This window comes from Lentibacter algarum, from assembly GCF_018860975.1.
In the GTDB taxonomy this organism is placed as follows: Bacteria; Pseudomonadota; Alphaproteobacteria; order Rhodobacterales; family Rhodobacteraceae; genus Lentibacter; species Lentibacter algarum_A.
Map to the genome: position 1 here is coordinate 325184 of NZ_JAHKQI010000002.1, position 24915 is coordinate 350098.

Below are 24915 nucleotides of genomic sequence, written 5' to 3' on the forward strand. Positions count from 1 at the left end.
CGTGAAATAGGGGGTCGCGGTAGGCAAATTTCACGTGAACACGATAGAACGCTAAGCAAAGCCGTCCTGCGCAAATGTCTGCATTATGTTCAGCTGCTTTCAGCAGCACCAACTCGAACGTTCTGAACATTGCACCACGCGCAATCATGATCAGAAAGAGGTTTTTCATCTACGGTCAGAGAGCTGAGAATTCCTTTGTCCAAACACGCCAGACCACGGGCGGCAATCCAATCCAGCTTCATTACGCGGTCGGGGTGAGGCGTGATCAAACTAGGGCGGGTTGTCGGGCCATCTGCGGTAAAGTCCCAGCTATAGCCGCGCTCCTCGGCCAGCTTGAACAAGGTCTCGTCGCGCCAGTCAAATTTGGGCGGCAGGTGGTTTCCTGTGTTGAGGTCGCCTCCAATCAGCACGGGCATATTGAGGGCGAAAGCGTCGATCGCATCCAGAAGAATGGCGAGCTGACCATGGCGGTGTGCCACGTCTGCGTTGCTTTCCAAATGGGTTGAAACAACGCAAAGTGGGCCAGCTTGGGTTTGCACAATAGCCAAGATGGCCATGCGTCCACCAACCCGAGGCTGTTGGGCGTCTACGTTTTCGTCTTCATTGGCAAACCAATGACCGTGATCATCCAAGCGGATCATCGCGGTCTTCTCAAAAGGAACTGCCGATAGGATCGCATTGCCGTGCCAGCCCAATGCGTTGAAACTGTCGCTGCAATAGGCGCGCTCGGTTTGACCGCCAAGATCCAGTTCGTGAAACTCGACACCATATGCATAGGTCATGCCGAGAGCATTTGCCATTACCTCTGTCGTGTGGCGTTGGGCTGTGCGGGCCATGCCGTGATCGACCTCCGACAGCAAAACGATCTGCGGTGCGATAGGGCCAAGGTGCGCGGCCGTTTCTTTGGGAAACAAGCAACGCTCGACGTTCCATGCTGCAACACAAAACGATGCAGGCAAAACCTCTGCCTGTGCAGTGCCACCAACCTGAACCGCATTCATTGCAGGCAGCTCTGCGAGCAACTCACGGTGGGCTTCGGCGGTGCGCGGGGCTTGCTTGATCTGTGCGCGCTGGGCCTTTGTAACCTGCGGCAGCTCGGAGGTTTGGTACGTGATCACAACGCGATTCCAGTTTTTGTATCAAACAAAACCACAGCTTCGGGGTTGATCGAGATACGGATCGGGCCAGCCACGGCTTCGGTATCTTTGCTGATGTGAATCGTGAAGTCCTGACCATCCAACTTCCCATGTAGCAAACGGTGGGCGCCCAATTCCTCAACGATGTCGATGGTGAAAGGTATGTCGCATGTTGGGCCGATCTCGACGTCTTCCGGGCGGATGCCCATGGTGACTGGGCCTTGGCCTGATGCGCTGGCGACAGGTGTCTCGCCGCCAATCACAACGCGCCCATCTTTGATTTGCGCCTCAATCAGGTTCATCGGCGGCGCACCCATGAAGCTGGCCACGAAAGTCGAGGCTGGGCGATGGTAGATTTCAGCAGGTGTGCCGATTTGCTCAATGCGGCCTGAGTTCAAAACGATAATGCGGTCGGCCATGGTCATCGCTTCTACTTGGTCGTGGGTCACATAAATCGAAGTGACGCCAAGGCGACGCTGCAAGGCTTTTATCTCGATCCGCATTTGGTGACGCAACTTGGCGTCGAGGTTTGATAGGGGTTCGTCAAATAGGAACAAGGCAGGGTCGCGAACCACGGCACGGCCCATGGCCACGCGCTGGCGCTGACCGCCTGACAACTGGCTTGGCTTGCGCTCTAGATATTGGCTCAGGTCCAGCATCTTTGCTGCTTCCTGCACCTTCTCCTCGATCTCGCTTGCGGGGATTTTGCGGTTTTTCAGCCCGTATCCGATGTTCTTGCGAACGGTCATATGCGGGTAAAGCGCGTAGTTCTGGAACACCATAGCGATGTCGCGCTCGGCGGGGTCGACGTGATTTACATTGCGATCTCCGATCGACAGCGTCCCTTCGGAAATATCCTCGAGCCCAGCAACCATACGCAGGAGTGTCGACTTACCGCAGCCTGACGGCCCGACGAGCACGACAAACTCTCCATCTGCGATGCTGAAGCTCAAAGGTTCTACGGCTTCGTTCCCGTTCGGATAGACTTTACGGATATTGTTAAGTGTTACTTGTGCCATGTCTTGGGCCCTTACTTATCGGATTCTGTGAGGCCCTTGACGAACCAACTTTGGAAGAAAATTACGATCAGCACAGGTGGCAGGATCGCGATGAGCGCCAGCATATTGGCGCGGCCATATTCGGGGATGCTTGTGCCCTCTAGGTCTTGGGTCAGTTGTTTGATCCCGCGCACGAGGGTGTACATATCCTCATCTGTGGTCACCATTGTCGGCCAGAGGTACTGGTTCCAACCGTAGACAAACATGATGATAAACATCGCTGCGATCATGGTCTGAGACAGGGGCACCAGAATATCGATAAAGAATTTCACCGGCCCGGCACCATCAATCCGAGCTGCTTCCACCAGCTCTTCGGGGATCGAACGAAAATACTGGCGGAAAAAGAATGTCGCTGTGGCCGAGGCGATCAGCGGCACGATCAGCCCCGTATAAGTGTTCAGCAAGCCCAACTTTTGCGCGATCTCATATGATGGCAGAATGCGCACCTCAAGCGGGAGAAGGAGCGTGGTGAAGATCAGCCAGAACGCGAAGGTTGCGAAGCGCAGGCGGAAGTAAACCAAAGCATATGCTGCCATCATTCCGAGCACGATCTTACCAATGGCAAAACCTATTCCGAGGATCATCGAGTTCATCAGCATTCGCATGCCGGTGTTTTCGCCGGAAAACCCGGAGGCCTTGAACATTGCGGCCATGAAGTTGTCATCCAACTGATCGCCGATGGCAAGCCCAGGGCCGTTCTTTATGGTTTCAAGATCCGGCGTGGACGTCGTTTGCAATACCATCAGCAACGGCACCAGCAAGAACAGAGAGCCCAGAATCAGGACCGTATGGTCCATCACCGTGCTCCATTTTAGCGAGCGTTTGGCGAGGGGTGGTTGGTTCGGTGTGATATCTGTCATGACAGGCCCCTAGGTGTAATGAATGCGGCGTTCGACCAACCGGAACTGGACAACGGTGAGAGCAAGAACAAGGACCATCAAAACCACAGATTGAGCAGAAGAACCGCCCATATCGTTGCCGCGAAAACCATCAACATAGACCTTGTAAACAAGGGTCAGAGGGTTGTTGCCCGGCTCGCCTTTGACCAGAACATCAACGATGCCAAATGTATCAAAGAGCGCGTAGGTGATGTTGATGATTAACAGGAAGAAGCCTGTAGGAGCCAGCAGCGGGAAAGTGACATCCCAAAAACGGCGCATGGCGGAGGAGCAGTCAATCAAGGCAGCTTCGCGCACGGATTTCGGAATGGATTGTAGCCCCGACAGGAAAAAGATGAAGTTCACCGGCACTTGCTTCCAAACCGACACAAGCACCATCGCAGCGGCGGTATCGGTAGAGTTAACGCCAAGCGCGAAGTCCCAACCAAATGATTTGGCGAGCTCGGTCAGCGGCCCCCAACTTTGGTTGAACATCAAAAGCCCGATAAAACCGGCAACGGGCGGCGCAACGGCATAGACCCACATCAGAAGTGTGCGATAGCTTTTGGCGCCACGGATAACCTTGTCAGCTTTCACAGCAAGCAAGAGAGCCAGCCCAAGTGAAAAGAATGTCACAAGGATGGTGAACACCAGCGTGAAGCGCGCGATTTTGGCGTATTCGGCGCTTTGAGCCAAGTAGGTGTAATTGTCCAAACCCACAAAAGTAGAGCCGAAGCCAAACGGGTCTTCTAGGTAAAAGGATGACTGCACAGCCTGTGCTGCTGGCCAGTAAAAAAAGACGATGATGACTGCCAATTGCGGAAGGAGCAAAAGGATCGGTAGCCAGCGTGTGGTGAAGCCTGCGCGTTTCATGTTTCCCCCAGAAAGCGATGAGACGGCCGCAGAAACTGCGACCGTCGTTGGTATGCTAAGTGGCGTACTTAGTTTTGTGTTTTTGCGAAGCGAGCCAGCAGTTCGTTGGCTTCTTTTTCAATCGCGTTGAACGCGTCATCAACAGATGTTTCACCTGTAAAGATGCGGCCAAACTCACGGTTCATCACGTCGCGGATTTGAACGTAGAAACCCATGCGGTAACCGCGTGTGTTTTCGCTCGCTTCCAGTGACAGCTGCTGAATGCCAACTTCGGCAGCAGGGAAACGGTCATAGTGGCCATCTGCTTTTGCCATGTCGTATGCGGCTGTTGTGATCGGCACATAGCCTGTTTCACGGTGCCACATGTACTGAACCTCAGGAGACGTCAGGTACTTGAAGAATTCAGTTGTCGCTTTGTTTTCTTCGTCAGACTTGCCTGCCATCGCGAAGAGAGCCGCGCCGCCGATAAATGTCTGCTTTGGCTCTGTTGTGACAGATTCCCAATAAGGAAGGTATGTCGCAGAGAAATCAAACGGCAGGTCTTGCTTTGAGAGACCACCAAATGAACCCGAAGAACCAAACCAGATGCCAACTTTACCTTCTTCGAACGGCGTTTGGTTGTCGCCCCAGCCTGTGCCGAACCACTCAAAGTAGCCTTTTTCCTTCCAGTCAGCCATGGCTGTGAAATGGGCTTTCAGCTCTGGTGTATTGGTCAGGATTTTGGTGCCTTCTGCGCCATTGTAACCGTTGTCATTTGTTGCGAATGGCATGTCATTACGTGACATGAAGTTTTCAACAAATACCCAAGGCAGGTGCGACTGTGTCATTGCAACATAGCCTGCATCTTTCAGAGCAGGCGCAGTTACGGTCTGGAACTCTTCCCATGTTTTGGGAGGCGTCACGCCGGCCTTTTCCAAAGCTTGCACGTTGTAATACATAACAGGCGAAGACGAGTTGAACGGCATGCCGATCATTTTGCCGTCTGCATCCGCATAGAAGTAGCGCACACCAGAGATGTAGTCTTCGATGTTGAATTCAACGCCGTTGCTTTCCAGCAGGTCTTGCACGGCCATGGTTGCGCCTTTGGCGCCGATCACTGTGGCTGCGCCTGCGTCAAATACTTGCAAAACATTTGGCTGCTCGCCCGCGCGGAAGGCGGCGATGCCAGCTGTCAGTGTTTCTTCGTATGTGCCTTTGAAAGAAGGCGTGATTTTGTACTCATCCTGGCTTGCGTTGAAACCTTTTGCGATTTCATTGACAGTATCACCAAGGGCGCCGCCCATGCCGTGCCACCATGTGATTTCGGTTTCGGCAAAAGCAGTGTTTGCCATTAGGGTCAGCGCGGCAGCGGTGCCTAGCGTGAGTTTCTTCATTGTCGTACTCCAGTTATTGTTTGGCTTTCTGAAACTCAGCAAACCGAACAATCGAGGGTTCTAGGCCATTGGCCCCAAGCGAATTTGACTTCGTCAACAAGGCAATCTTGTTGCGAAGCGTGCGCAGATTGTCTGTGCAGTTGGGCACTTACGCCGAGTATGTGACAGTTGCGTGAAGGTTTTCAGTGGGCAGGTTGAGAAGCGGCCTCCCGGCGAAATCTTAACAATACTGTTACGTTTCGTTTGCGATTGGGGAGTAAAAGCGAGCTGGGTGTCTGACGTCCGCGCCTATGGGCCCAAGTAACGCTAAGTGGACCCATAGGCGCTGCTACAAAGTAATACTCAGGCAGACCAGTTTTGAACCTGACTATCAAAAGAAGTTAGTGCTTTGCGGCATGGGATGCTTCGCGCCTCCCAGAAAACCGAACGCGAATAGCGAGCTAAGGTAATTTCTGAACAGCTTACAAAAGGTTTTCAGTCGTTAAATTCCAAACTCAAAACAGCGACCGGTTGTTCGAAAGATCACGCTCAAATGATCTGCCGGCGAACCGCTTCAGCCACGGCTTGCACCGATGTTTTCGCACCCAACGTGGTGCAAGCCCTGCTCAAACGTTTCTTTACGGTTGAAATGGCAATCTGCTGCAATACTGCAATCTCTTCTAGTGAATGCCCCTGCGACATGAGCCGTAGTATCTCGGCCTCATTGGGTTCGGGCTGTTCACGTATGTAGTGGTTGTTTAAAATTTCATTCAACAGTTCGACGCAGGATGAAATCTCTGCATCAGTGTAGGGGCTGTCACTGCGGGCAACGGACAAGGCCGTATGGCGACCGTCGACTTGTTGTGAGACGACAACTCCATAGTTAAGGCCAAACGCTTTCGCCTTTGCAAGAACGCCACGATAATCTTTGATGTCGATGTCTTCCCAGCGTTTAGCGCCGTTGTTGACCAGCCCCCATAAGAAGACAGGGTCCCCCATAATGTAGCCGCGCTGATTGTAAAGCGCGCTCCACGCGGGAGGCATCCCATCAATCATGTTCTTTTTGGTGTCAGTGAGCCTCACGCGTAAAATCAAACGGTACCCGGCGGGTCCAAGTTCTTTTAGCCGATCAAGGTGAATTTTGTCCGCGAGCATTTCAGGCATCGAGGGCTCCCAATATATACGATCATACACTCTGAAAGTATGCGCGTAGAGTAAACCAAATAAACCGCTATGATCGTTTTTTTAACGCGCGCATTTAGCACGGGATTGGACCAGTAAGGTGATGAAAAGAAAAACATTTGGATGGGTCGATCCAAAGAAAGTTCCGACCTATGTCACCCTGATTTTTCTAGTGACAGGTGTAACGTTGCTGTGCGTCGGGTTTGGTGTGAAATCCTATCAAGCGCGTGCATTGGCCGAGAGTGTCGAAGTTCCTGTTGTGGTCATTCGCAACGATTCCCGTTATGAACGTGGATCTGACAAACCTTTGGTCGACGGTCGTCGCAGGCTCCAATATCGCCCCGTTTTTCAAACAACGGCCCCCACCGGCGAGATCGTTACCTATGAAGCCCGCAGCTGGAAACTCTCTTCGCCTCTTTATAATGTGGGGGATCGTTTGACGGGATTTTACCGTGCCGAGACGGGTGTCATAACGACGGAGCAAATCCGCAAGGGCCAAGAATTTGTTCCCAAGATCATGTTCCTGATGGCGGCCATATTTCTTGGCTTTGCACTGGCCCTCTGGTTGGTATTTAAAAAGCAGAACCCTGCGAGAGAATGAACTTTCGCAGGGGGGCCGTTAGGACGCGGCCTTCGCGGCTCTGCCCGTCACCCAATCGCGCGCACCAGCCCCCAGCTTTGAGAACTTGTTTGATGCAGCCTCCAGTTTGGCCTCCCACTCAGGGTTTGGCACCTGTCCGTCTGTCACCTTAAAGAAGGCCTGCAACAGGCAAGCAATCGCAAACGGTTCAATCACGGCGACCTTCACGGCCCATGCAAACAACAAGGCAAAGACAACGCCTCCCGCCGCCCAAGCGCCGGGCATGATGTAAACAACGGCCGCAGCTGGTGCCAACATCACCAAAAATACGACTATCGACAGGCCCCACGTGAACAGGGTTAACCACGCCGCGTTGATCATCATCGGTTTCGCATTCTGGCCATAGAGAACCAACGCTTCTTTCGCAGAGGCATAGGGGTTTTCAGCGCGCGTTCGCAAACCATGCGCAAGGATTACCTCGTCCACCAGCCCGACCGCCAGTTTCAGGTAGGCCCGCACCAACCCCATAATCTTGTCGAGCCCCGGTATTGGCAAAATCGACAACAATCCCTGAACCAAACCCGTAATCGCACGCACGACACCCTTGATCATCTGATCTATACCGAACAAAACCGAAGCCTCGCCAAACCGTTCGGTTACGATGTCGCGGGCATATGCAATCTGGCCTTTGCCATCTGGTAGGTCCCGCCCGTCCAGTGCTTCAACCATGACGGCGATATGGCCCGCCTTTACGATGTAAAGGATGTACTCCCGCATAAGGTAAAGAACCCCCGCTGTGGCGGCAAACCCGATACCGCCACCCCAAGCGGTAGATGAGGCGCGAAATTCAGCATCACCAAAGCCGCCGATCCCGTACCCAATTCCCGCACCGGTTCCCGTCACGAGGACATAAGCAACCGCGATACCGAAATACACGGCGATGCGAAAAACCAGAAACGGCATTGTCTTGCGGATCAATCCCAATGCTGTCGCAATACTAAAATCCCACATGAAAAAGTCCTTGAATAAATTACGTCCAAAACTGAGGGGCATCCCCCCTTCAGTCAATCGTTACCCTAAACCATAAAAGCCATTTGAATTGAACAACTGCAATCAATGGTTGTAGAGGGTGGGATCGATATTGGAATCTAGGTTGAAACCGATAACCCGATCGGCTCCATCAATCGTGACCACGGTCATAGTCGCAAAGAAACCGATTCCGCCGTCTTCTCCGAACAGAACCCATTCGCGCACCAGCCGGTCACTGATCTGATTGCGCAAAAGCACCGTACATTGGGCAAACCCGTCCGGCCGCTGACGCTCTAACGACCGCAGGCTGTTTTCAATACTGCCGTTCGTTACCCCGGCCGATGACAACTCTTCCAGCAGGGCGTCAAAGCCGCCAGTCATGATGTTACTCCAGCTTTCTTCAATTAACGGGTTTGCCGGAATATCGGCGGAGCCGTCACATTGGGCATAGGCCCCTGTGGCCCCCAAAAGGCAAGCCACAGCAGTCACGCAAGCGCGTTTCATCATAGTTTTCATGAGGTAATCCTTGAGTACATTGAGGTGGAAAGTCGTGATTTTTCTACTGTTCCGGCAGCACATCAAATTCCTGCTCGGCGTAAACGGTTCCGTCCGCGCTGATTAACTTGATTGTATAAGCGCCAGCTTCACGTGGTAGTGCAACTCGGATGGGGCTTTGGGCTGTTCCGAAAACGGGGCGTTGTGAAATGGACTGGGCGTTATCTCGGGGAAATACGCGCAAACGGTCGCCCGCATTCATGGGCCCTGACCATTCAACCTGCAACGCTCCATCGCCCACATGAAACGGACCCTCCGGCAGGCGCACATGACCGGCAACCGTCGAGGTTTCAAACGACGCAGATGCACGAACGGCGCCGGTGCGGGCGGCAATCAAGTGCACCTCGAATACGCCAACAGCCTCTGGCGCCGTCATCGTGGCTGTCCCAGCGACTTCACCATCTGAGCGAACGGGCTCCATCGAAAGACGCTCACCATTCGCAGGGTTAACCACAAACAACCGATCGCCCGCCACACCTGGCCCTGTCCAACCAACGGTAAATGCGGCCCCAAATGGAACCTGCTGCGGCAACGACACACTCGGCGCGACCAAGACCACATTCAATACGGTTGATGCTAAAGGCGCATCATGTCCGGGCACTTCGTAAAACACGTCATAGGTTCCGACCGTGGCCGGAGCTAGGATCAGCACAGGTGAAGTAAAATCATCTGCTGCCAACGGGCGCTCCCCAAGGCTAGTTCCAGTTGAATCGCGTATCACAAGGCGGTCGCCGGCATTTTGCGGCCCCGTCCACTCTGCAGAAACTGGGTGCCCAACGATGACAAACTCAGGAACGGACACAGTCGCAGGGCCAAGATCGAGCGCCACTTGGGACTCCGTGCTGCCTTCATCGATCACGACCGCTTCGCTGACCTCTTGCAACGCCTTGGTAAGATCGTCCATGTCATCGGCTGGCAGATACAAACCACCCGTATTCTCGGCAAGACAAGCGAGAGCGTCAGTATCTTCTTGCGCCACATCAAACCCGATAACATGAGCGGTGAAATCTATACCGCGTTCCTCCAACATCGTAGCAACGGCACAGGGATCGCGCTCACAAGTTTCCAAGCCATCGGTTAACAGAATGATCGTCGCCATTTCTTCCGAATAGGCAAGCGCCTCTGCCGCCATCACGACGGCATCCGTCAACGGCGTTTTGCCTTGTGGGTTCACCCCATCCACCAAATCAGTGAAAGCACCAGCATCAAGCGGTTGCGCAGGAAGCAAAAGCTCGATGTCGCTACAATCACCTTCGCGATTATGCCCGTAAGCTATGAGACCAAGTTCCCTACTTGCGTTCCATTCGGCCAACATATCCGCAACCGCCGCGCGCGCGATGGAAATTTTCGGCGTACCATCAATTTGCCCCCACATCGATCCGGAAGCATCTAAAACCAGCATAGCTCGGTCTGTCGTATCTGTTTGTGCCCCAATTTCTGAAGGAAAACCGAAGACCGCGAGACTTAACAAAACGCCGCACGATCGGACTATGAAACTGTTTTCTTTCAAGGTGCTCTCTTCCCGATTACGACTTACTTATCCCTCTGTATATTAATAGTCGTATGCAAATGAAGGCACCTTCGCCAATCGTGTACGATCGTGCACTGCCTCGTTCACATTGTACAAGACGACTGGAAGTTATGCACATGTCGACGCAGATCCCGCCCCTCTGAGCTCATTAGGTATCGCGCGTTATTCATGGCAGCAGGACAACATCGGCTAATTGTTCGGTTGGTGTTGGCGTGACTTACGTCATCGGGCCAGAAGCAGCTTTGTCGCCTTGTCAAATGCGGCAAGGTCATGCTCGGCGTGCGCGGCGAGATGTGCGCCTTCGAGCGTGGCAAGTGTTGCGTGTGCTTCTGCTTCAGGGGTGCTTGTCGTTGAAATGGTGCCATCCTGCTTGCCCAACTCAAACAGGGCTGTGATCCATCTGGTCATCATGGATCGGAAGGCTACGATCTTGTCTTTGACTTCATCTACGAGGCTGTCACGGCTGATGGTAAAAGCCACGCAAAGGCATAATGTTTCGCCACCGCCCAAAGCATTGCGGTAAAATGTTGCCAATGCGGCCAACCTGTCGGCGGCGCTTTGGTGCGTTGCCTCTATATCGGCGCAGACCTGTTCGACCGACGCATGATAGCGATCCATCAGCGCGGCAGAAAGCACCGCCTTGGTGGCAAAGTGGTAATGGATAGATGCTTTGCGAATGCCCGCGGCCTCGGCCAGATCGGCATAGCTGAATCCATCAAACCCGCGACTGCGGGCGGCTGTTTCAGCGATGTCCAAGAGGTTTGTTTTGGTGTCTTGTGCCACGTCGGTTCTATCTTTCGGGTCTGGTCAGTAGCCTTAACGCATTTTCCGCAGCTTCCAAAGCCCCTTCCAGATAGCCGCCGAATTCCGGCGCGACTTCGGTGCCGCCAAGAATCAGCTTGCCGTCCCACAATCCGCTGAGCGGCGCGGGTAGGCCGTAGTCGGGGTGGGCATAAAGGGGCTGCTGGTCCTGTGCATTGGCTGTGAAGGGATCAAAGGCCCAGTCCTTTATGCTTAGGCTCACAGGGCTCGCAGCTTGCGCACCGAAAAGACGGGTGAGTTGCGAAAGTATGTGCTGTCTGAGCGCATGTTCATTTGCGCGGGCTTGAGGTGGTACGCCGAGGAAGCCAAAGAGCGCATAGGGGCCACCCTGCGCGGGGGAGGCATCGTGAACCTCCGCCATAGGCCCAAAGAGGCTCATTGCATCACCGGACAATCCCGCCTCGCGCCAGAAGGGCCGGTCATAGATGGCAACAGCCTTGGCATGGCCCGCCATCCATGTCGCGGTTTGATGCATGGCTTGCATCGACGTGCCCGGCAGGGTGGGGGCATAGGTGATCTGCGCGGCGAGGCGTGGCGGAAGCGCCAGCACGGCGCGGCCTGCGGTGATTGTGCGGCCATCCTGCAGCTTTGCGGTGATGATATCGCCTTGCTCCGTCAGGGCGGTGATTGCAGAGGATAGATGCAGGTTGCTGGCTGGAACGCCCTCGGACAAGCGTTCAATCAGCCGGATCAAGCCACCTTCAAGACGGTAGGACCCCTGCATGGATGAAAACCCCTGACCGCGTTGGGGCTGCCCCTGAGCGTCCTCGAACATCAGATCGCCTTGGGCGTATTGATCAAAGCGCCTTAACCCCAAGTCACCGATCAGTTTTGCGATCCGAGGCTGACCGGGCCAGAACCACGCCGGCCCCATGTCATAGGTGGCCCCTTCGTGCCGGACTGCCGCGATCCGCCCGCCAAGCCGGTCGCGGGCCTCGGCCAAGATATAGCTGTGGCCGAGATCCGTCAGGCGGCTTGCAAGGGATAGCCCCGCAAGACCGCCCCCGATGATAAGGGTATCGGTGTGCATCGTTTACGCCTGCGGAGCCTTCGCAAAGGGCAGGTGGCCCGTTTTGATCCACAATTTCGCACCCTCCGGCCCGCCGACCGCTGACAGGGTTTCCCCATCCGGCAGGCGCAGCCAGTCGTTCTTGTGCAGCACGTTGCCGCCGGATGTGACGCTGCCGTCAATTACCAGCACCTCAATGCCGCCCTGCGCATGCGATGTCAGCGTCGCCTCGGCATCAATGTGACTGTAGCTGACGACCTCGCGGTCATCCTTGTGCAGGATCGCCGTCGACACGCCATTAACGGGTGCGGCCAATTCCTCGGCCATTGTTTTGCGGAACTGTGTGCGGTCCTCCATGTCGAACTGCCACAGTTTGACAAAGATCGTACAGCCCTCGGCCGAGCTTGGCGTGTGCGACGTGGTGGGGGGATTGCGCACATAGGTTCCGGCGGGGAAGTCGCCGTGCTCGTCCTGAAACACGCCTTCCAGCACGATGAACTCTTCACCGCCCGTGTGCGTGTGCGCCGAAAAGGCGCTGCCGGGGGCGTAGCGGACGATGGTTGTGGCGCGTGCCACCTCGCCGCCGATGCGGTCTAGCATGCGGCGGTCTACCCCCTTCATGGGCGAGGCCTGCCACTCCAACTGGTCAGAGTGAACGATTACGGGGCTGTCGAAATCTGCATTCAAGTTCATTGATCAATTCCTTGTCCTAAAGGGCTGCGTTAACCCGCGATGGAAGGCCGCTCGGCAACTTTTGCGCGCCAAGCCTGCAGGTTTTGTAAAGATTGCGGAATCTCTACCTTGGCAAAATCCGCAAAGGCCAGCCCCGCAAACGCCGTGATATCCGCCGAGGAAAAGCTGTCGCCCGCAATATAGTTGTTTTCGGCCAGAACGCCATCGAGGTAGGCCATCGTCGTGGCTGCGACCTCTTTTTGCTTATTCCCCCATTCGGCGCATTGGTATGTCTCCAACTCGGCACCCAACCCCGTTGTCGCATGGTGGAAGTAAGCCCCGACGGCGTTCAACAAGCCAGCTTCGGCGCGGGCGTTCATCATTGAGATATGCGCGCGTTGCTTTGGTGTTGTGCCGGTCAGGGAGGGGCCATCAAAGGTGGCGTCGATATACTCGATGATCGCATTGCACTGTGCGATGTGGGATCCGTCGTCCAGTTCGAGGCAGGGGACCGTTGCATCTGGGTTCTTGGCTTTGAACGCGTCGGTGCGGTGCTCGCCGCCCATAACATCCACAGCGAAGAATTCCGCTTCATCGGAAACGCCATTCTCGGCAAGGGCGATGCGCACGCGGGCGGGGTTTGGAAATCCTTCGATGTCGTAAATCTTCATGGGCGTGTTCTCCCGAGGCCTGCAATTATACCTACCAATAGGTAGATATGAGGACAAGTCACGATAATGAGAGCGGATGGAGGAGCTGCGTGTTTTCGAAGTTTTGAAGCTGCGGAGGCGATGGCGCAGGGCGGGCACAACACAGTCCTTCGCGCAGGGAAGTGCTATGGTATGGGGTCGAGCCGCGATCCAGAGAATGGAGCCCAACGCCAGCTCAACGTTCATGATGCAAATGAACCAAAATGCGTTTCTGGCTCACCACTGCAAGTGTTTCATTCCGAATATGGCGAGCGCTGTCCTCATCTCTGCATGCCACGGAAAGACAATGCCGCGGTAAGAAGCGGACGTTCATGCGCGAGACAGTGAGATTGTTTGGGATGGCGCCATCACTTGCGAGCTGCTTGAGCGCCTTTAGGCGACGGCCACCAGCACCGACTGCGGATTTTTCACCAGAGATAGCATGGACGGCTAAGTTTTGTTTGATGTCATTCTCGCGAATACTTGCGAGAATTTCTGCTTCATTGACGTCGCGTACGTGGCGACGTCAGCAGCTTTAGCGGCCACTGCGGCTTCGTAGTATTCGCTTTGGTTTGAGATTTTGCCATGGGTCCCGCCCTTTTTAGACGGGCCCGGATGAGACAATCTCTATCCTTTCATGCCCGGAAATCGAGCTTCGCTTTCTCCGGCTCCCATGGACCTATGTATGGGAGCTACATCCTTGAATTGTCCGAGGCCGTTACACAAACCAATAAAAAGCGTCCTTGGATACAAGGTTCCGCGAGAATTAATGGGTGGGTGTTCGTTTCACAGCTATGGAGAAACACGGTGCTTCGAAAGAACTCGAGCCGATATTGAAGCTGTTCATTATCTTTGGTGTAATATATGAAAAAAAGCCGAACAGACATGTAAATGAAAGTTGACGCATTGGCCCTTCAAAGCATCCGCCCAGAACGTCGCCGTCTCGCCGATGAGGTGTACGACCAGCTGATCAAAGCGATCCTAGCGAATGAAATTACGTCTGATGATGTGCTGGTTCAGGAAAAATTGGCCTCCGAGCTGCAGATCAGCAGAACACCCGTGCGCGAAGCGTTGATGCGAATGGAGCGTGAGGGCGTTCTGGAGGTCTCACATCGGGGCAGTTTCCGATTGTACCGGATGACGCAGAAAGAAGTGCATGAGCTTTATCAGGCGCGTGCCGCGATCGAGGGGCAGGCTGCACGGATTTTGGCCGCCAATCACACCGACGAGTTGATTGCCGATTTGCGTCTTTTCATTGAGCAAGAAGAAGATATGCAAAGCACGACAGTGCAGGACTATTTTCACGCAAACCGGAACATCCACAGACGGTTTGTGGAGTTGGCGAACAACCGCTTTCTGCTGGAAATGTTTGATATGATCTGGGGGAAGGCGATGGCGTTTCAGTTGTTTTCGACAATTGAAAGCGTCGATCTGAAAAAGTCGCTGGGCGATCACATAGCGCTCGTAGATGTCATCGCGACAGGTGACAGAACGGCCACGCTTGAGGCGTTTACCCAGCATATTCAGGACGGCTTCGACCTCCAGATTGAGAGTCTAGGAGCTTAGCCTCCTTAAAGGCTCCGCACCTTATCTTCTATCCTCGTTTCAAATATCCGCGCGGGCGGCGGTGTTTTTTCTTGCGTCGCTCTGTTTACTGTATACAGTATACGAAACAGGAGGACATCTTATGTGCGGAATCGCTGGCCGAATAATGCAGGCCCCCGGAAAGGTCGGGAGAGACCTTGTAAGCCTTATGGAGGCACAAGAGCATCGCGGGGCGGATAGCACCGGATTTGCCATCTACACGGACCCGTTGGATACTGGTTACAAGCTGCGTGGCATGGGGTTTGACCAAACCAAACTGGACGCGGATCTGGCTGACTTCACGCATGTTTTGCGCGATCATGGTGCTGATTTGCTGGGCGATCCCCAGATCGTGCGCGGGGCCGAGGGGCACTATTGCTTCCGTATGGAGATGTCTGACCCCAAGGACCTGACCGCATGGACCAAAGACGCCGATACGCTGGCCAAACGTATTGAGGTTCAGTCGTGCGGACGCTCTCTTGAGATCATCAAAGATACTGGCTCTGCCGCTGAGGTGGCCGACAAACACGGTGTGCGCGATATCATCGGTACACACGGTCTGGGCCATGCGCGCCTTGCAACCGAGAGTGCGGTTTTCCCCAACGCCAGCCACCCATTCTGGGCGCGCCCCTTCTCGGACGTGGCGATTGTGCACAACGGCCAGATCACCGACTACTACACCCAGCGCGAGCGGCTTCAGCGTCAGGGCTACCAGTTCCTGACCGAAAACGATTCCGAGCTGATTGCGGTTTGGGTCTCTGACCAAATCAAGCAGGGGTTGAGTATGCAGCAAGCCCTGACCAAGTCGATCAAGTCGATCGATGGCGTGTTCACCTTTATGATTGCTCGCCCCGACGGGATTGGCTTCGCTAAGGACCGCTTTGCGATGAAGCCGCTGGTCGTCATTGACCAGAACGGCGATCTGGCCGCGGCGACCGAAGAGCAAGCCGTGCGGCGCGTCTTCTCGGATGAATGCGACGTGATTAACCACGATGGCCCGTCGCTGACTGGCATTTGGGGCATCGGCAACCGGAGCATGGCAGCATGAGCGAGATCATCATTGACGCAGGCGAGCGTCACATTCGTGCGATCAACCAGGACATTCAGGCTGCTTGCCTGAAGGGTGGCCCGATTCGAGTGACCAACACATTATCGCGGCATAATCTCGGGGTCGGTCTGCCTGATGGTGCTGACATCACGTTTGAAGGCAGCGTTGGTTACTATTGCGGCGGGTTGAATACTGGCGCGCGCGTTCAGATTGAGCGCAACGCAGGCTGGGCTGTGGGCGAGGGCATGGACGGCGGGCATATTACGGTCAATGGCTACGCTGGCATGTCCGTGGGGGCCGCCATGATTGATGGCACCATCCACGTTAAAGGCGATACCGGTCCGCGCTGCGGCGTGGCCATGAAGGGCGGTAACATCGTGGTCGAGGGCAAGATCGGCTACCAATCCGGCTTTATGGCCCATTCTGGCAAGATCATCGCCCTAGGCGGCGGAGGCGAAAGCTGTGCCGATGCGCTTTGGCAAGGTGAAGTCTGGGTCGCAGGCGATGTCGACAGTTACGGCGTCGATGTCAAAGTTGTGGAACCCACCGCAGAAGAGGTCGCCGAAGTGGACGCGATCCTTGATCCATTGGGGCTGGTCGACAGCTCTCGTAATTGGCGCAAATTGGTCTCTGGCCAGCGTCTTTGGTATTTTGAAAGCAGGGATGCAAGCGCATGGCTGATGATATGACAAACAAAAACGCGCCCGCCGCACCGTATGAGTATCCGTTTGAGATGGCTGACGAGGCCGAGATCAAATACGGCGATGGTGCGATCGAGGGCCGCCCCGCAGGTGTGCCTGGCTCCTACGATCAAGGTGGATCGACACGCTGGACGCCAGAAGCGATTTCTGAGGTTCACGCTCTGTCGCAACTGGGGCGCTATCAGGTGCGCGGCTATAACTCGTTCAACAAGCAGTTGCCGACGTTTGATGACTTGACGTTCGTGCCTGCCACGATGACGCGCCTGCCGCTGGAAGGCTACCGCGAAAGCTGTGACACGACGACTATTCTGGGCGGCGGTCGCGGGCTTGTGGAAAAGCCGCTTGAGCTGAAAATCCCGATCTACATCGCTTCCATGTCTTTTGGTGCGCTGTCGGCGTCTGCCAAAGCGTCGTTGGGCCATGGAGCCTCGAAGGTCGGCACGATGACCTGTACGGGCGAAGGTGGCATGTTGGAAGAGGAGCGTGAGGCCTCGCAGACCTTGCTCTATCAGATGTCGCCTGCGCGCTACGGCGTTGATCTGGACCATTTGCGCCGCGCCGATGCGCTGGAGATTGTTGTGGGGCAGGGCGCCAAGCCCGGCACAGGCGGTCTGCTCTTGGGCATGAAAGTATCCGAGCGTGTGTCCAAGATGCGGACCTTGCCACAAGGCGTGGATCAGCGCTCGACCATCCGCCACCCTGATTTCCTTGGGGCCGATGATTTGTCGGTGAAAATCGAGGAACTGCGGATCGCAACGAACTACCAAGTGCCGATCTTTATCAAGATGGGGGCGACGCGACCGCGCTTTGATGTGGCGGTGGCGGCCAAAGCGGGCGCAGATGTGATCGTGGTGGACGGCGCCGAAGGCGGCACGGGTGCATCGCCAGAGCTCCTGCTGAATCACACAGGCATCCCCACCATGAGCGCCATTCGCGCGGCCCGCGAAAGCCTTGATGAATGCGGCATGACAGGCAAAGTGTCTCTTGTCGCGGCGGGCGGTATCCGCACTGGTGTTGATGCTGCGAAATGTATCGCCCTTGGTGCAGATGCGGTGATGATCGGCAATGCGGCGATGATGTCGCTGGGTTGTAATTCGCCTCGCTACCTTGAGGATTACGCCGCTTTGGGCACCTCGCCTGGGGCCTGTCACCACTGTCACACTGGCCGCTGCCCTGTCGGTGTGGCTACCCAAGATCCTGAGCTTGAGGCGCGGATGAACCCGGCGGCGGGTGCCGAACGTGTCGCGCGGTATCTGACCGCGATGACGATGGAGATCACAGCATTGGCCAAGGCCTGTGGCAAATCGTCGGTCCACAATCTTGAGACCGAGGATCTGCGCGCTCTATCCTTCCAAGCCTCTGCGTTCACCGGCGTAAAAATGGCCGGCATTGATCGCGCGTTTGACTGGTGAGGATTGCTATCCTCGACTGTGCCGACCTCAAATCGGCAGGGCTTGAGAGGCACGGTTCTGTGGGGCGGTTGGTACAAAACTGGATCGCCCCACATTTGCCTGCTGACACCGCTTTCGAGCGAATAGACATAGCGCAGGGTGCAGAGTTTCCGCAAGTTGCGGACTACGACGGCTTCATACTGCCTGGCTCGGAATATGGCGTGTACGACAATCCGCCCTGGATGGCCGAACTGATAGATATGCTTTTACGGATCAGATCGGCGAGGGTGCCATTGCTTGGCATTTGTTTCGGGCATCAAATGATGGCCCATACGTTTGGCGGAGAAGCGGCCAAGGCCGATCTGGGCATGTGCGTCGGGCCGCGTTGTTGGACGGTTGAAGGCACGACGTTTTACGCGCAGGTCCTGCATCAGGATCAGGTGAGCAAAGTGCCCCCCGAGGCACGATTGATTGGTGGCGCAGAATACTGCAAAAATGGGGTGATAGAATACGATTTCCCAGCGCTTTCCATGCAATTCCATCCTGAATATACATCGCAGTTTATGATAGATGCGGTCGAAGTTCTGGAGGGAACGGCCCTTGACACACAGACAGCCGCCACCGCGCGGCAGACCCTTCAGCGAACGTTGCACACGGATGTCTTCGTCAAGAAGGCAGCACGGCTCTTCCTGCGCGGATAGGTTGCCCGCTCTTTGATTCATGTCAAAGCAGCGAAGCCCCTCACGCGGTATACTGAATACAGAAAGTTCAGTGGAGGAATTGTGATGTCGATTTTATCAAGCTTGAAGACCTATCTCGCACGATATGGAGCAGCGGCACAGCCCGACGGATTTGTCCCGATGGACCTTGGCCTGACGCGGGCTGAATTCAATACACTGAAACACAGCCGCGCAAACATGGTTGATCAAATCGAAGCCATGAGCGGGCGTTTTGGCGCTTCAATGGATGATATTAACGCGAATCGCTGGACGCAGGTCGATGTGTCACTGGTCTGCGCTGACTGTAAAAAGGCGCGAGCATGCCAACGGTATCTCGACGGCAAAGGGCATTTCGAAATCAGTGAATGCCCTAACGCAGAGACATTCACCGAGATCGCCCAAAGCGCATGATCAACGCCCCGATGGGCTTTCGCGCGGGCTGAGCTTGCGGCGGGGGCCGATCTTGAAACGGTCGGCCGTGCCGTATTCACGCAGCGCAACACCAGCGGCAAAATCGCCAAAGACGGGTGCGTGTTTGAACAAATGGCCTGAACAGCCACCTGCAAACAGAACGTTATTATGCTCCGGATGCCAGTCCAGCACAAAATGAGTGTCGGGCGTCAAGATGATCTGGTTGAATTTGGAATCGACAACTTTTTGCCCGGCCAGACCTGGCAGGCGGCGACGAACATAGGCCTCTGTCCGGTTGATCATTTCCTTTTTGACCAACCGCGCCTCGTTGTCCAAGTCAATCTTGTCGGGAATCACCACGGCGGCCTTGACGCCTGACCCTTCGGAGGAGGGGATGCCGAACGACCCTTGACCGTGATCGATCCAGCAGGGCATTTTTGCCATGTCATAGGTGTCCGACCCTTCGGGCGTCGAGGTGTAGAGCACGTTGATGCCGACAATCTGGCTGATCGGTTTGATGGTGCGGGGGAACTGATCGGCCATCCACGCGCCTGTCGCCATGATGATCACATCCGCCTCAAGCGGTTTGCCGTCCAGCATCGGACGCTCGGACGTATCGGTGGTCACTGCCCCGCGCGTCACCACGCCACCCGCCTGTTTGAACAGTTTAATTCCCGCCAACACACAGCGATGCGCCATGAGCAATCCTGCCTCAGGCTCAAAAAGCGCATAGGCGATGTCGTCGGTTTTAAACTGCTGGAAGCGGCTTTGAACGTCTGCAGGCGTGAACCTATAGTAGGGCACGCCGACTTCATCGAAGGTTTGTGATGTGGCGTCTTCCCAATCGCAATGGCCTGCGGTGGCAAGGATAAGCGCGCCACATTCATACATCAGGTTTTCTCCCGCTTGGGCCTGAAGCTCGAGCCAGCGTTGGCGCGATTCGCGTGCCCAGCGCGTGTAGAATGCATCCCGCCCCGAAATCGCGCGGATCACACGATTATAGTCGCTCGAGGCAGCACGCGCATGGCCAGGCTCCCATTTATCAATCAAGGTGACCTGACAGCCCCGCCGTTGGAGCGACAATGCGGTCATAGTGCCTGTTATGCCGGCCCCTACGATTGTGATGCGTGTTTTTGTCATAAAATTTCCTTGCCAGCGATGTGTTCTTGTGCATACTGTATACAGAATACATTAAGCTGACAAGGCAGACGATACCGGGGAGGGTACAGTGTCGAAACAGGATTTCTCACTTCCAGAGGGCACGCACACGGTCGTTCTTGGCCTTGGCGATCTGAACGGAATCATGCGTGGAAAGCGCATTCCAGCAAGCCATTGGGATACGATTTGCAAAGAGGGTAACGCGCTTTCGATTGCTCTGCTAGCGCTCGATATGACTTGCGATGTCTGGGACACGCCTTATGTCAATTTCGACAACGGCTACCCCGATATGCACATGATGCCCTACACCAAGCCCGTGGCCCTGCCGTGGGAGCCGGGGGTGGCTATGTGTTTCGCCCGCGCCGTTGGGGGTGATCATAAACCTGTACCGCTTGACCCGCGTCTGGCGCTTGAGCGTCAGGTAAAGCGTGCCGCTGACATGGGCATCACCGTTCAGGTTGGCACCGAGCTGGAATTCTATCTTCTTGACCCCGAAACGAACCTGCCGCGCGACAAAGGAATCAATGTCTACGGCCTCGACCGCGCTGCCGCGATGGAGCATGTGATCGGGCCCATCCGCACTATGATCAACGAAGCGGGCATCCCGATTGAGCAATCCAACCCCGAATATGCCGCAGGGCAGGTTGAGGTAAACGTGCGCTACGACGAAGCGCTGCTCTCGGCAGATCGCCTTGTGATGTTCCGCACGATGGTCAAGCAACTGGCCCAGACGCAGGGCTACAAAGCCACCTTTATGGCCAAGCCGTTCATTGCGGAATCGGGTAGCGGTTTTCATTGTCACTATTCGCTTTGGAAGGATGGTAAGAACATCTTTGCCACCGACGGTAAGCTGAACGAGACAGGCAAGCATTTTGTGGCTGGTCTTCAGGGCCGCATCGCGGAGACCGCGATTTGTGGTAGCATGACTGTGAACGGCTATCGCCGTCGTCAGCCCTATACGTTCTGCCCGACGAATGCGTCGTGGGGGTATGACAACCGCACGGTTGCCTTGCGTGTGATCGAAGGGTCGGACAGTGCCGTACGTGTTGAGAAACGCGATGCAGGCGCCGATTGTAATCCCTATCTGTTGCTGGCCGCTGATATTGCGGCGGGCCTTGACGGGATCGAGGGCAAAATGCAGCCCTCTGAACCCACCATGGGCAACGCCTATGAAGAGGCCGACATTCCGCCGATCCCCACTGATCTGGGCACTGCTGTCGCCTTGGCGCGCGAGTCTGCGTGGCTCAAGGACCTGCTGGGCGACCATCTGCACGAGATCGTTTGCCAGCAATCCGAGCGTGAGCTTGAGTTCTTTGCGAACCAGGTGACCGAAGTGGAAATACAACGTTATCTGGATGCGTTCTGATGCGGTTGGGTAAAGTCATTGGCACAGTGACCGCAACCGTGAAGGACCCGCAAATTGCGGCCAAACCTTTGTTGGTCGTCGATGTGATCACCGCAGCGGGCAAAGTGTCCGAGCCGTCTGTCGTGGCGGTGGATACTGTCGGCGCGGGGGTGGGCGACCGCGTGATAATCACGCAAGGCAGTGCTGCTCGCATCCCGCAAGGCACGGCAACATCACCGATTGATGCAACAATTATCGCCGTTGTGGACACAGTCCAGACGGCCAAAACCTGAAAATCCTGAAGGAGAAGACAATGGCGAAACCAGCAGCAGGCCAAGCGGCCCTTGGTATGATTGAAACACGCGGGCTTGTGGCCTCGATTGAGGGTGCGGATGCGATGGCAAAAGCGGCCAACGTCCAGATTGTTGGCCAAACCAAAGCAGGCGGGGGTCTGATCACCACTCTCGTGCGCGGTGAAGTCGGCGCGGTGAAAGCAGCCACCGATGCGGGTGCCACAGCGGCGCATAAAGTAGGCGAGGTTGTCTCGGTCCACGTGATCGCTCGCCCCCATGACGAGCTTGAAGCCATTCTTGACGCCCTTGGTGCAGGCAGCGCTGACTGATCCATAGCACCGAAAGGATAACCCATGAGCGGGTTTGAAGAATTCACCGAGGCGGTCGCGACAGTGTCCGTCAACGAGAGAGCCGCGTCCGGCCCCGACTTGAGCAAAGTCGCGGTGCTGGGCGGTGGGGCTGATGCATGTCTTTTGGCGGCACTTGCGCTGTCCGAAGGGGCGGAGGTCACTTTGTTCTCGGCCTACGGGACGGAATTGGAGGCCATTCGCGCATCGAGCGGCATCTCATTGCGTGGGGCGGGTCCGGTTGGAACCTATCAGGTGGATCGCGAACGCGGCCCGTCCATCCAAACCACCGCCGAGCTTGACCGTGCGGTTGGCCGGGCCGATGTGATCTTCCTCACGGGGCCCGTTCACAAATATCGAACCTATGCGATGGTTCTGGCCGATCACCTCGCGGATGGCCAAATTATCGTCTTGCCCGAAGGCCGCTCACTCGGCGCGCTGGAAACAGCCTGGCTGTTGCGTACGGGCGGCTGCACCGCAGATGTTACGATTGTCGAGGCGCAGGGGCTGCCTTTCTGGGTCGACGCCAAAGGCACTGTGCTGACGCTGACCGAACGCTCCCAGATTCCTGCGGCGACGCTTCCTGCGGGTCGCAATGAGGTTATCGCCGCTTTGGGCCAGTTGATGCCTCGCCTGAGCGCAACAGATTCCGTGTTGGCCTCTGGCTTTGCCGATGGGTCTGCCTTGGTCGAACTGCCAGCACTTTTGATGGCGGGCGAGGGATCGAAGCTGCCGATGGGTGCTGTAGCACTGCCCGAGAACGATACCTTCGCCGCCAGCCTTGGCGTGCAGCAGCGGAGCGTGATTGATCAGCTTGCTGGAGAGCGGCGCGCCGTGGCCAAAGCCTTTGGTGTGCGCAATCTGCCTGATACAGACACGTGGATCACACAATATGCGGGTGCGTTCAAGGGGGCTGCCGCGCGGCCTCTGCCTACGCAAATTGAACAAACGCTGCGCGACGGCGTCATCGGGTCGCTCATCCCGCTTATCTCGGCCGCGGCACTCACGTCAACGCCTGTGCCTGTGACGCAGGCCATCGTGACGTTGGCGGCGGCTGTACTGCCAGCGGATGTGGCCTCGGCGGGGCGGCGTCTTGAGACGATCGGCATTACCGCCACCGATATCGACACAGCGCGCAAAGCGATGGACACCATCGCAAAGGGAGGTCGCTAATGGATGCTGATCTGAAATCTATCGCCGCCGCTCGCCGAACTGCTGAAAAGGCGTTTGACGCCTACAAAGCATTCCTTGGCACCGATCCTGCTCATGTGGACGCGATTGTCGATGCGATGGCATTGGCGATTGAACCTGAGGCGACACGCCTTGGCGAACTGGCCGTCGAGGAAACAGGCTACGGCAATGTGCCTGACAAGCGGGTGAAGAACCTCTTTAACGCCTTGTCAGTCGCGGATTATCTGCGCGACATCACCACGCTGGGCATGCTCTGGAAAGACGATCGCACCAAGATCGCGGCCTTTGGTGAGCCAATGGGCGTCGTGGCGGCGCTGATCCCCGTGACTAACCCCACCTCGACGATTATTTACAAGGTGTTGTCGGCGGTCAAAGCGGGCAATGCGATCATCTGTGCGCCGCACCCGCGCGGCTTGCGCTCGGGTCAGGAAACGGTCCGCATCATGGCGCAAGTAGCCGAGCAAATGGGCGCGCCTAAGGGGCTGATCCAGTGTCTTGACGAGGTTACGATTGCGGGCACCGCCGAGTTGATGAAGCACAAACGCACCTCGATTGTGATGGCCACAGGCGGGCCGGCAATGGTCAAGGCGGCCTATTCCTCGGGCAAGCCCACGCTGGCTGTCGGGGCGGGTAACGTGCCCTGCTACGTGCATAAATCCATGGCGAAGGAACTGGACGAAGTGGCCGAAATGGTCGTGATGTCCAAGAGCTTTGATTACGGCACCGCCTGTGTGTCCGAGCAAGCCGTTGTGGCAGATCCGCAGATCGCTTCCGAATTGCGCGTGCAGCTCAAACTGAATGGCGCATATTTCTTGACACCCGCTGAGGCCGCGGCTCTCGCCAAGGTTATATTTGTGCGCAAGCAGGCGATGAACCCCGAATTTGTCGGGCGCTCTCCCCAAGACCTCGCGGACGCGGCGGGCTTCTCGATCCCGCCGAAGACGCGCATTCTGGTGTCTGAGGAAACCGAAGTCGGGTGGCAAGCGCCGCTGTCTGCCGAAAAGCTGAACCCTGTTCTGGCGTTCTATGTGGCCAAAGACAGTGATCACGGCATTGAGCTGGCGCAATCCATCGCCAAATTTGAGGGCTGGGGGCACTCGTCTGTGGTGCATTCCAACGACCCGTCTATCGTGGCGCGTTTTGCCACTGTGCCCACGGGCCGCGTATTGGTGAATACGCCCGGCATTCTTGGCGGCATGGGTTACTCGACTGATCTTGAGCCGTCTTTCATGCTGGGCACCGGTACGTGGTCGGGTTCGATCACATCAGACAACGTCACGGCCTTGCACCTGATCAATATCAAGCGCGTGGCCTATCAAAGCCGACCCTGGCGCGACATCTACGAACAATACGGAGAATAA

The 24915-nt window shown here is 56.0% G+C and carries 26 protein-coding genes; 12 read left to right on the forward strand and 14 right to left on the reverse strand.

All coding sequences use genetic code 11. The annotated features are described in order from the left end of the window. Window positions 1–89 precede the first annotated feature (89 nt). From KO498_RS02190 to KO498_RS02215, 6 genes are all read right to left on the reverse strand, one after another. Window positions 90–1118 (reverse strand): endonuclease/exonuclease/phosphatase family protein, encoded by a 1029-nt coding sequence (locus KO498_RS02190; protein WP_215958236.1) that lies wholly within the window; start codon window positions 1116–1118, stop codon window positions 90–92. Further along, window positions 1115–2155 carry an ABC transporter ATP-binding protein gene (locus KO498_RS02195; RefSeq protein WP_215958237.1) on the reverse strand — a complete coding sequence of 347 codons (1041 nt, stop codon included), beginning with the start codon at window positions 2153–2155 and terminating at the stop codon, window positions 1115–1117. Before KO498_RS02195 ends, KO498_RS02190 begins: the two co-directional genes overlap by 4 nt. 11 nt (window positions 2156–2166) lie before the next feature. Beyond that, the gene (locus KO498_RS02200; RefSeq protein ID WP_215958238.1) at window positions 2167–3054 is read right to left on the reverse strand and encodes an ABC transporter permease subunit; all 888 of its coding nucleotides are present in this window, start codon (window positions 3052–3054) and stop codon (window positions 2167–2169) included. A gap of 9 nt (window positions 3055–3063) precedes the next feature. Next, a complete protein-coding gene (locus KO498_RS02205) occupies window positions 3064–3945 on the reverse strand; it encodes an ABC transporter permease subunit (RefSeq protein WP_215958239.1) in 882 nt (293 codons plus the stop codon). A gap of 68 nt (window positions 3946–4013) precedes the next feature. Continuing rightward, window positions 4014–5318, reverse strand: a complete 1305-nt coding sequence (locus tag KO498_RS02210; RefSeq protein WP_215958240.1) for an extracellular solute-binding protein — start codon at window positions 5316–5318, stop codon at window positions 4014–4016. Window positions 5319–5846: 528 nt separating this feature from the next. After that, complete coding sequence (locus KO498_RS02215; protein ID WP_215958241.1) at window positions 5847–6461, reverse strand: helix-turn-helix transcriptional regulator; 615 nt, start codon at window positions 6459–6461, stop codon at window positions 5847–5849. 121 nt (window positions 6462–6582) lie between these two features. On the opposite strand from KO498_RS02215, the gene KO498_RS02220 reads away from it, so the two are divergent. Next, entirely contained in the window at window positions 6583–7080 is a 498-nt protein-coding gene (locus KO498_RS02220) for a DUF3592 domain-containing protein (protein ID WP_215958242.1), read from the forward strand. 18 nt (window positions 7081–7098) lie between these two features. Here the strand turns inward: KO498_RS02220 and KO498_RS02225 are convergent, their stop codons facing one another. The 7 genes from KO498_RS02225 to KO498_RS02255 form a co-directional block, all read right to left on the reverse strand. Next, window positions 7099–8070, reverse strand: a complete 972-nt coding sequence (locus tag KO498_RS02225) for a hypothetical protein (RefSeq protein WP_215958243.1) — start codon at window positions 8068–8070, stop codon at window positions 7099–7101. 102 nt (window positions 8071–8172) lie between these two features. Then, window positions 8173–8604: a hypothetical protein gene (locus KO498_RS02230; RefSeq protein ID WP_215958244.1), complete on the reverse strand. Its 432-nt coding sequence runs from the start codon at window positions 8602–8604 to the stop codon at window positions 8173–8175. Between the two features lie 43 nt (window positions 8605–8647). After that, window positions 8648–10045 carry a VWA domain-containing protein gene (locus KO498_RS02235; protein ID WP_215958245.1) on the reverse strand — a complete coding sequence of 466 codons (1398 nt, stop codon included), beginning with the start codon at window positions 10043–10045 and terminating at the stop codon, window positions 8648–8650. A gap of 351 nt (window positions 10046–10396) precedes the next feature. After that, on the reverse strand, window positions 10397–10957 hold the full coding sequence (locus KO498_RS02240) for a TetR/AcrR family transcriptional regulator (protein ID WP_215958246.1): 561 nt from the start codon (window positions 10955–10957) through the stop codon (window positions 10397–10399). Window positions 10958–10964: 7 nt separating this feature from the next. Then, on the reverse strand, window positions 10965–12026 hold the full coding sequence (locus tag KO498_RS02245) for a flavin monoamine oxidase family protein (protein WP_215958247.1): 1062 nt from the start codon (window positions 12024–12026) through the stop codon (window positions 10965–10967). A gap of 3 nt (window positions 12027–12029) precedes the next feature. Beyond that, complete coding sequence (locus KO498_RS02250) at window positions 12030–12698, reverse strand: cupin domain-containing protein (RefSeq protein ID WP_215958248.1); 669 nt, start codon at window positions 12696–12698, stop codon at window positions 12030–12032. A gap of 29 nt (window positions 12699–12727) precedes the next feature. After that, window positions 12728–13348, reverse strand: a complete 621-nt coding sequence (locus KO498_RS02255) for a glutathione S-transferase family protein (protein WP_215958249.1) — start codon at window positions 13346–13348, stop codon at window positions 12728–12730. Window positions 13349–14257: 909 nt separating this feature from the next. Here KO498_RS02255 and KO498_RS02260 point away from each other — a divergent pair. From KO498_RS02260 to KO498_RS02285, 6 genes are all read left to right on the forward strand, one after another. After that, on the forward strand, window positions 14258–14932 hold the full coding sequence (locus KO498_RS02260) for a GntR family transcriptional regulator (RefSeq protein WP_215958250.1): 675 nt from the start codon (window positions 14258–14260) through the stop codon (window positions 14930–14932). Window positions 14933–15053: 121 nt separating this feature from the next. Then, the gene (locus KO498_RS02265) at window positions 15054–15998 is read left to right on the forward strand and encodes a class II glutamine amidotransferase (protein WP_215958251.1); all 945 of its coding nucleotides are present in this window, start codon (window positions 15054–15056) and stop codon (window positions 15996–15998) included. Further along, window positions 15995–16687 carry a hypothetical protein gene (locus tag KO498_RS02270; protein WP_215958252.1) on the forward strand — a complete coding sequence of 231 codons (693 nt, stop codon included), beginning with the start codon at window positions 15995–15997 and terminating at the stop codon, window positions 16685–16687. The genes KO498_RS02265 and KO498_RS02270 overlap by 4 nt, the downstream gene beginning before the upstream one ends. Beyond that, a complete protein-coding gene (locus KO498_RS02275; protein WP_252731213.1) occupies window positions 16672–18111 on the forward strand; it encodes an FMN-binding glutamate synthase family protein in 1440 nt (479 codons plus the stop codon). Before KO498_RS02270 ends, KO498_RS02275 begins: the two co-directional genes overlap by 16 nt. Next, entirely contained in the window at window positions 18108–18791 is a 684-nt protein-coding gene (locus KO498_RS02280; RefSeq protein ID WP_215958253.1) for a type 1 glutamine amidotransferase, read from the forward strand. The genes KO498_RS02275 and KO498_RS02280 overlap by 4 nt, the downstream gene beginning before the upstream one ends. Before the next feature lie 84 nt (window positions 18792–18875). Further along, window positions 18876–19220, forward strand: a complete 345-nt coding sequence (locus tag KO498_RS02285) for a hypothetical protein (protein WP_215958254.1) — start codon at window positions 18876–18878, stop codon at window positions 19218–19220. Here KO498_RS02285 and KO498_RS02290 read toward each other — a convergent pair whose 3' ends face one another. Next, a complete protein-coding gene (locus KO498_RS02290; protein WP_215958255.1) occupies window positions 19221–20360 on the reverse strand; it encodes an FAD-dependent oxidoreductase in 1140 nt (379 codons plus the stop codon). It lies immediately after the preceding gene. Window positions 20361–20448: 88 nt separating this feature from the next. Between KO498_RS02290 and KO498_RS02295 the strand changes: the two genes are divergently transcribed. Genes KO498_RS02295 through KO498_RS02315 form a run of 5 tightly spaced genes read left to right on the forward strand, consistent with a single transcriptional unit; the run spans window position 20449 to window position 24915 of the window. Next, entirely contained in the window at window positions 20449–21744 is a 1296-nt protein-coding gene (locus KO498_RS02295) for a glutamine synthetase family protein (RefSeq protein WP_215958256.1), read from the forward strand. Beyond that, complete coding sequence (locus KO498_RS02300) at window positions 21744–22016, forward strand: EutN/CcmL family microcompartment protein (protein ID WP_215958257.1); 273 nt, start codon at window positions 21744–21746, stop codon at window positions 22014–22016. Before KO498_RS02295 ends, KO498_RS02300 begins: the two co-directional genes overlap by 1 nt. A gap of 20 nt (window positions 22017–22036) precedes the next feature. After that, a complete protein-coding gene (locus tag KO498_RS02305; protein ID WP_252731214.1) occupies window positions 22037–22345 on the forward strand; it encodes a BMC domain-containing protein in 309 nt (102 codons plus the stop codon). A gap of 24 nt (window positions 22346–22369) precedes the next feature. Then, window positions 22370–23536 carry a hypothetical protein gene (locus KO498_RS02310; RefSeq protein WP_215958258.1) on the forward strand — a complete coding sequence of 389 codons (1167 nt, stop codon included), beginning with the start codon at window positions 22370–22372 and terminating at the stop codon, window positions 23534–23536. Beyond that, a complete protein-coding gene (locus KO498_RS02315) occupies window positions 23536–24915 on the forward strand; it encodes an aldehyde dehydrogenase family protein (protein ID WP_215958259.1) in 1380 nt (459 codons plus the stop codon). Before KO498_RS02310 ends, KO498_RS02315 begins: the two co-directional genes overlap by 1 nt.

Bases quoted from the DNA above. Each gene is read 5' to 3' on its own strand.
- KO498_RS02195 (WP_215958237.1), bottom strand. From the start codon at position 2,155: ATGGCACAAGTAACACTTAACAATATCCGTAAAGTCTATCCGAACGGG.
- KO498_RS02200 (WP_215958238.1), bottom strand. From the start codon at position 3,054: ATGACAGATATCACACCGAACCAACCACCCCTCGCCAAACGCTCGCTA.
- KO498_RS02205 (WP_215958239.1), bottom strand. From the start codon at position 3,945: ATGAAACGCGCAGGCTTCACCACACGCTGGCTACCGATCCTTTTGCTC.
- KO498_RS02210 (WP_215958240.1), bottom strand. From the start codon at position 5,318: ATGAAGAAACTCACGCTAGGCACCGCTGCCGCGCTGACCCTAATGGCA.
- KO498_RS02215 (WP_215958241.1), bottom strand. From the start codon at position 6,461: ATGCCTGAAATGCTCGCGGACAAAATTCACCTTGATCGGCTAAAAGAA.
- KO498_RS02220 (WP_215958242.1), top strand. From the start codon at position 6,583: ATGAAAAGAAAAACATTTGGATGGGTCGATCCAAAGAAAGTTCCGACC.
- KO498_RS02225 (WP_215958243.1), bottom strand. From the start codon at position 8,070: ATGTGGGATTTTAGTATTGCGACAGCATTGGGATTGATCCGCAAGACA.
- KO498_RS02230 (WP_215958244.1), bottom strand. From the start codon at position 8,604: ATGAAAACTATGATGAAACGCGCTTGCGTGACTGCTGTGGCTTGCCTT.
- KO498_RS02235 (WP_215958245.1), bottom strand. From the start codon at position 10,045: ATGCTGGTTTTAGATGCTTCCGGATCGATGTGGGGGCAAATTGATGGT.
- KO498_RS02245 (WP_215958247.1), bottom strand. From the start codon at position 12,026: ATGCACACCGATACCCTTATCATCGGGGGCGGTCTTGCGGGGCTATCC.
- KO498_RS02250 (WP_215958248.1), bottom strand. From the start codon at position 12,698: ATGAACTTGAATGCAGATTTCGACAGCCCCGTAATCGTTCACTCTGAC.
- KO498_RS02255 (WP_215958249.1), bottom strand. From the start codon at position 13,348: ATGAAGATTTACGACATCGAAGGATTTCCAAACCCCGCCCGCGTGCGC.
- KO498_RS02260 (WP_215958250.1), top strand. From the start codon at position 14,258: ATGAAAGTTGACGCATTGGCCCTTCAAAGCATCCGCCCAGAACGTCGC.
- KO498_RS02265 (WP_215958251.1), top strand. From the start codon at position 15,054: ATGTGCGGAATCGCTGGCCGAATAATGCAGGCCCCCGGAAAGGTCGGG.
- KO498_RS02270 (WP_215958252.1), top strand. From the start codon at position 15,995: ATGAGCGAGATCATCATTGACGCAGGCGAGCGTCACATTCGTGCGATC.
- KO498_RS02275 (WP_252731213.1), top strand. From the start codon at position 16,672: ATGGCTGATGATATGACAAACAAAAACGCGCCCGCCGCACCGTATGAG.
- KO498_RS02285 (WP_215958254.1), top strand. From the start codon at position 18,876: ATGTCGATTTTATCAAGCTTGAAGACCTATCTCGCACGATATGGAGCA.
- KO498_RS02290 (WP_215958255.1), bottom strand. From the start codon at position 20,360: ATGACAAAAACACGCATCACAATCGTAGGGGCCGGCATAACAGGCACT.
- KO498_RS02300 (WP_215958257.1), top strand. From the start codon at position 21,744: ATGCGGTTGGGTAAAGTCATTGGCACAGTGACCGCAACCGTGAAGGAC.
- KO498_RS02305 (WP_252731214.1), top strand. From the start codon at position 22,037: ATGGCGAAACCAGCAGCAGGCCAAGCGGCCCTTGGTATGATTGAAACA.
- KO498_RS02310 (WP_215958258.1), top strand. From the start codon at position 22,370: ATGAGCGGGTTTGAAGAATTCACCGAGGCGGTCGCGACAGTGTCCGTC.
- KO498_RS02315 (WP_215958259.1), top strand. From the start codon at position 23,536: ATGGATGCTGATCTGAAATCTATCGCCGCCGCTCGCCGAACTGCTGAA.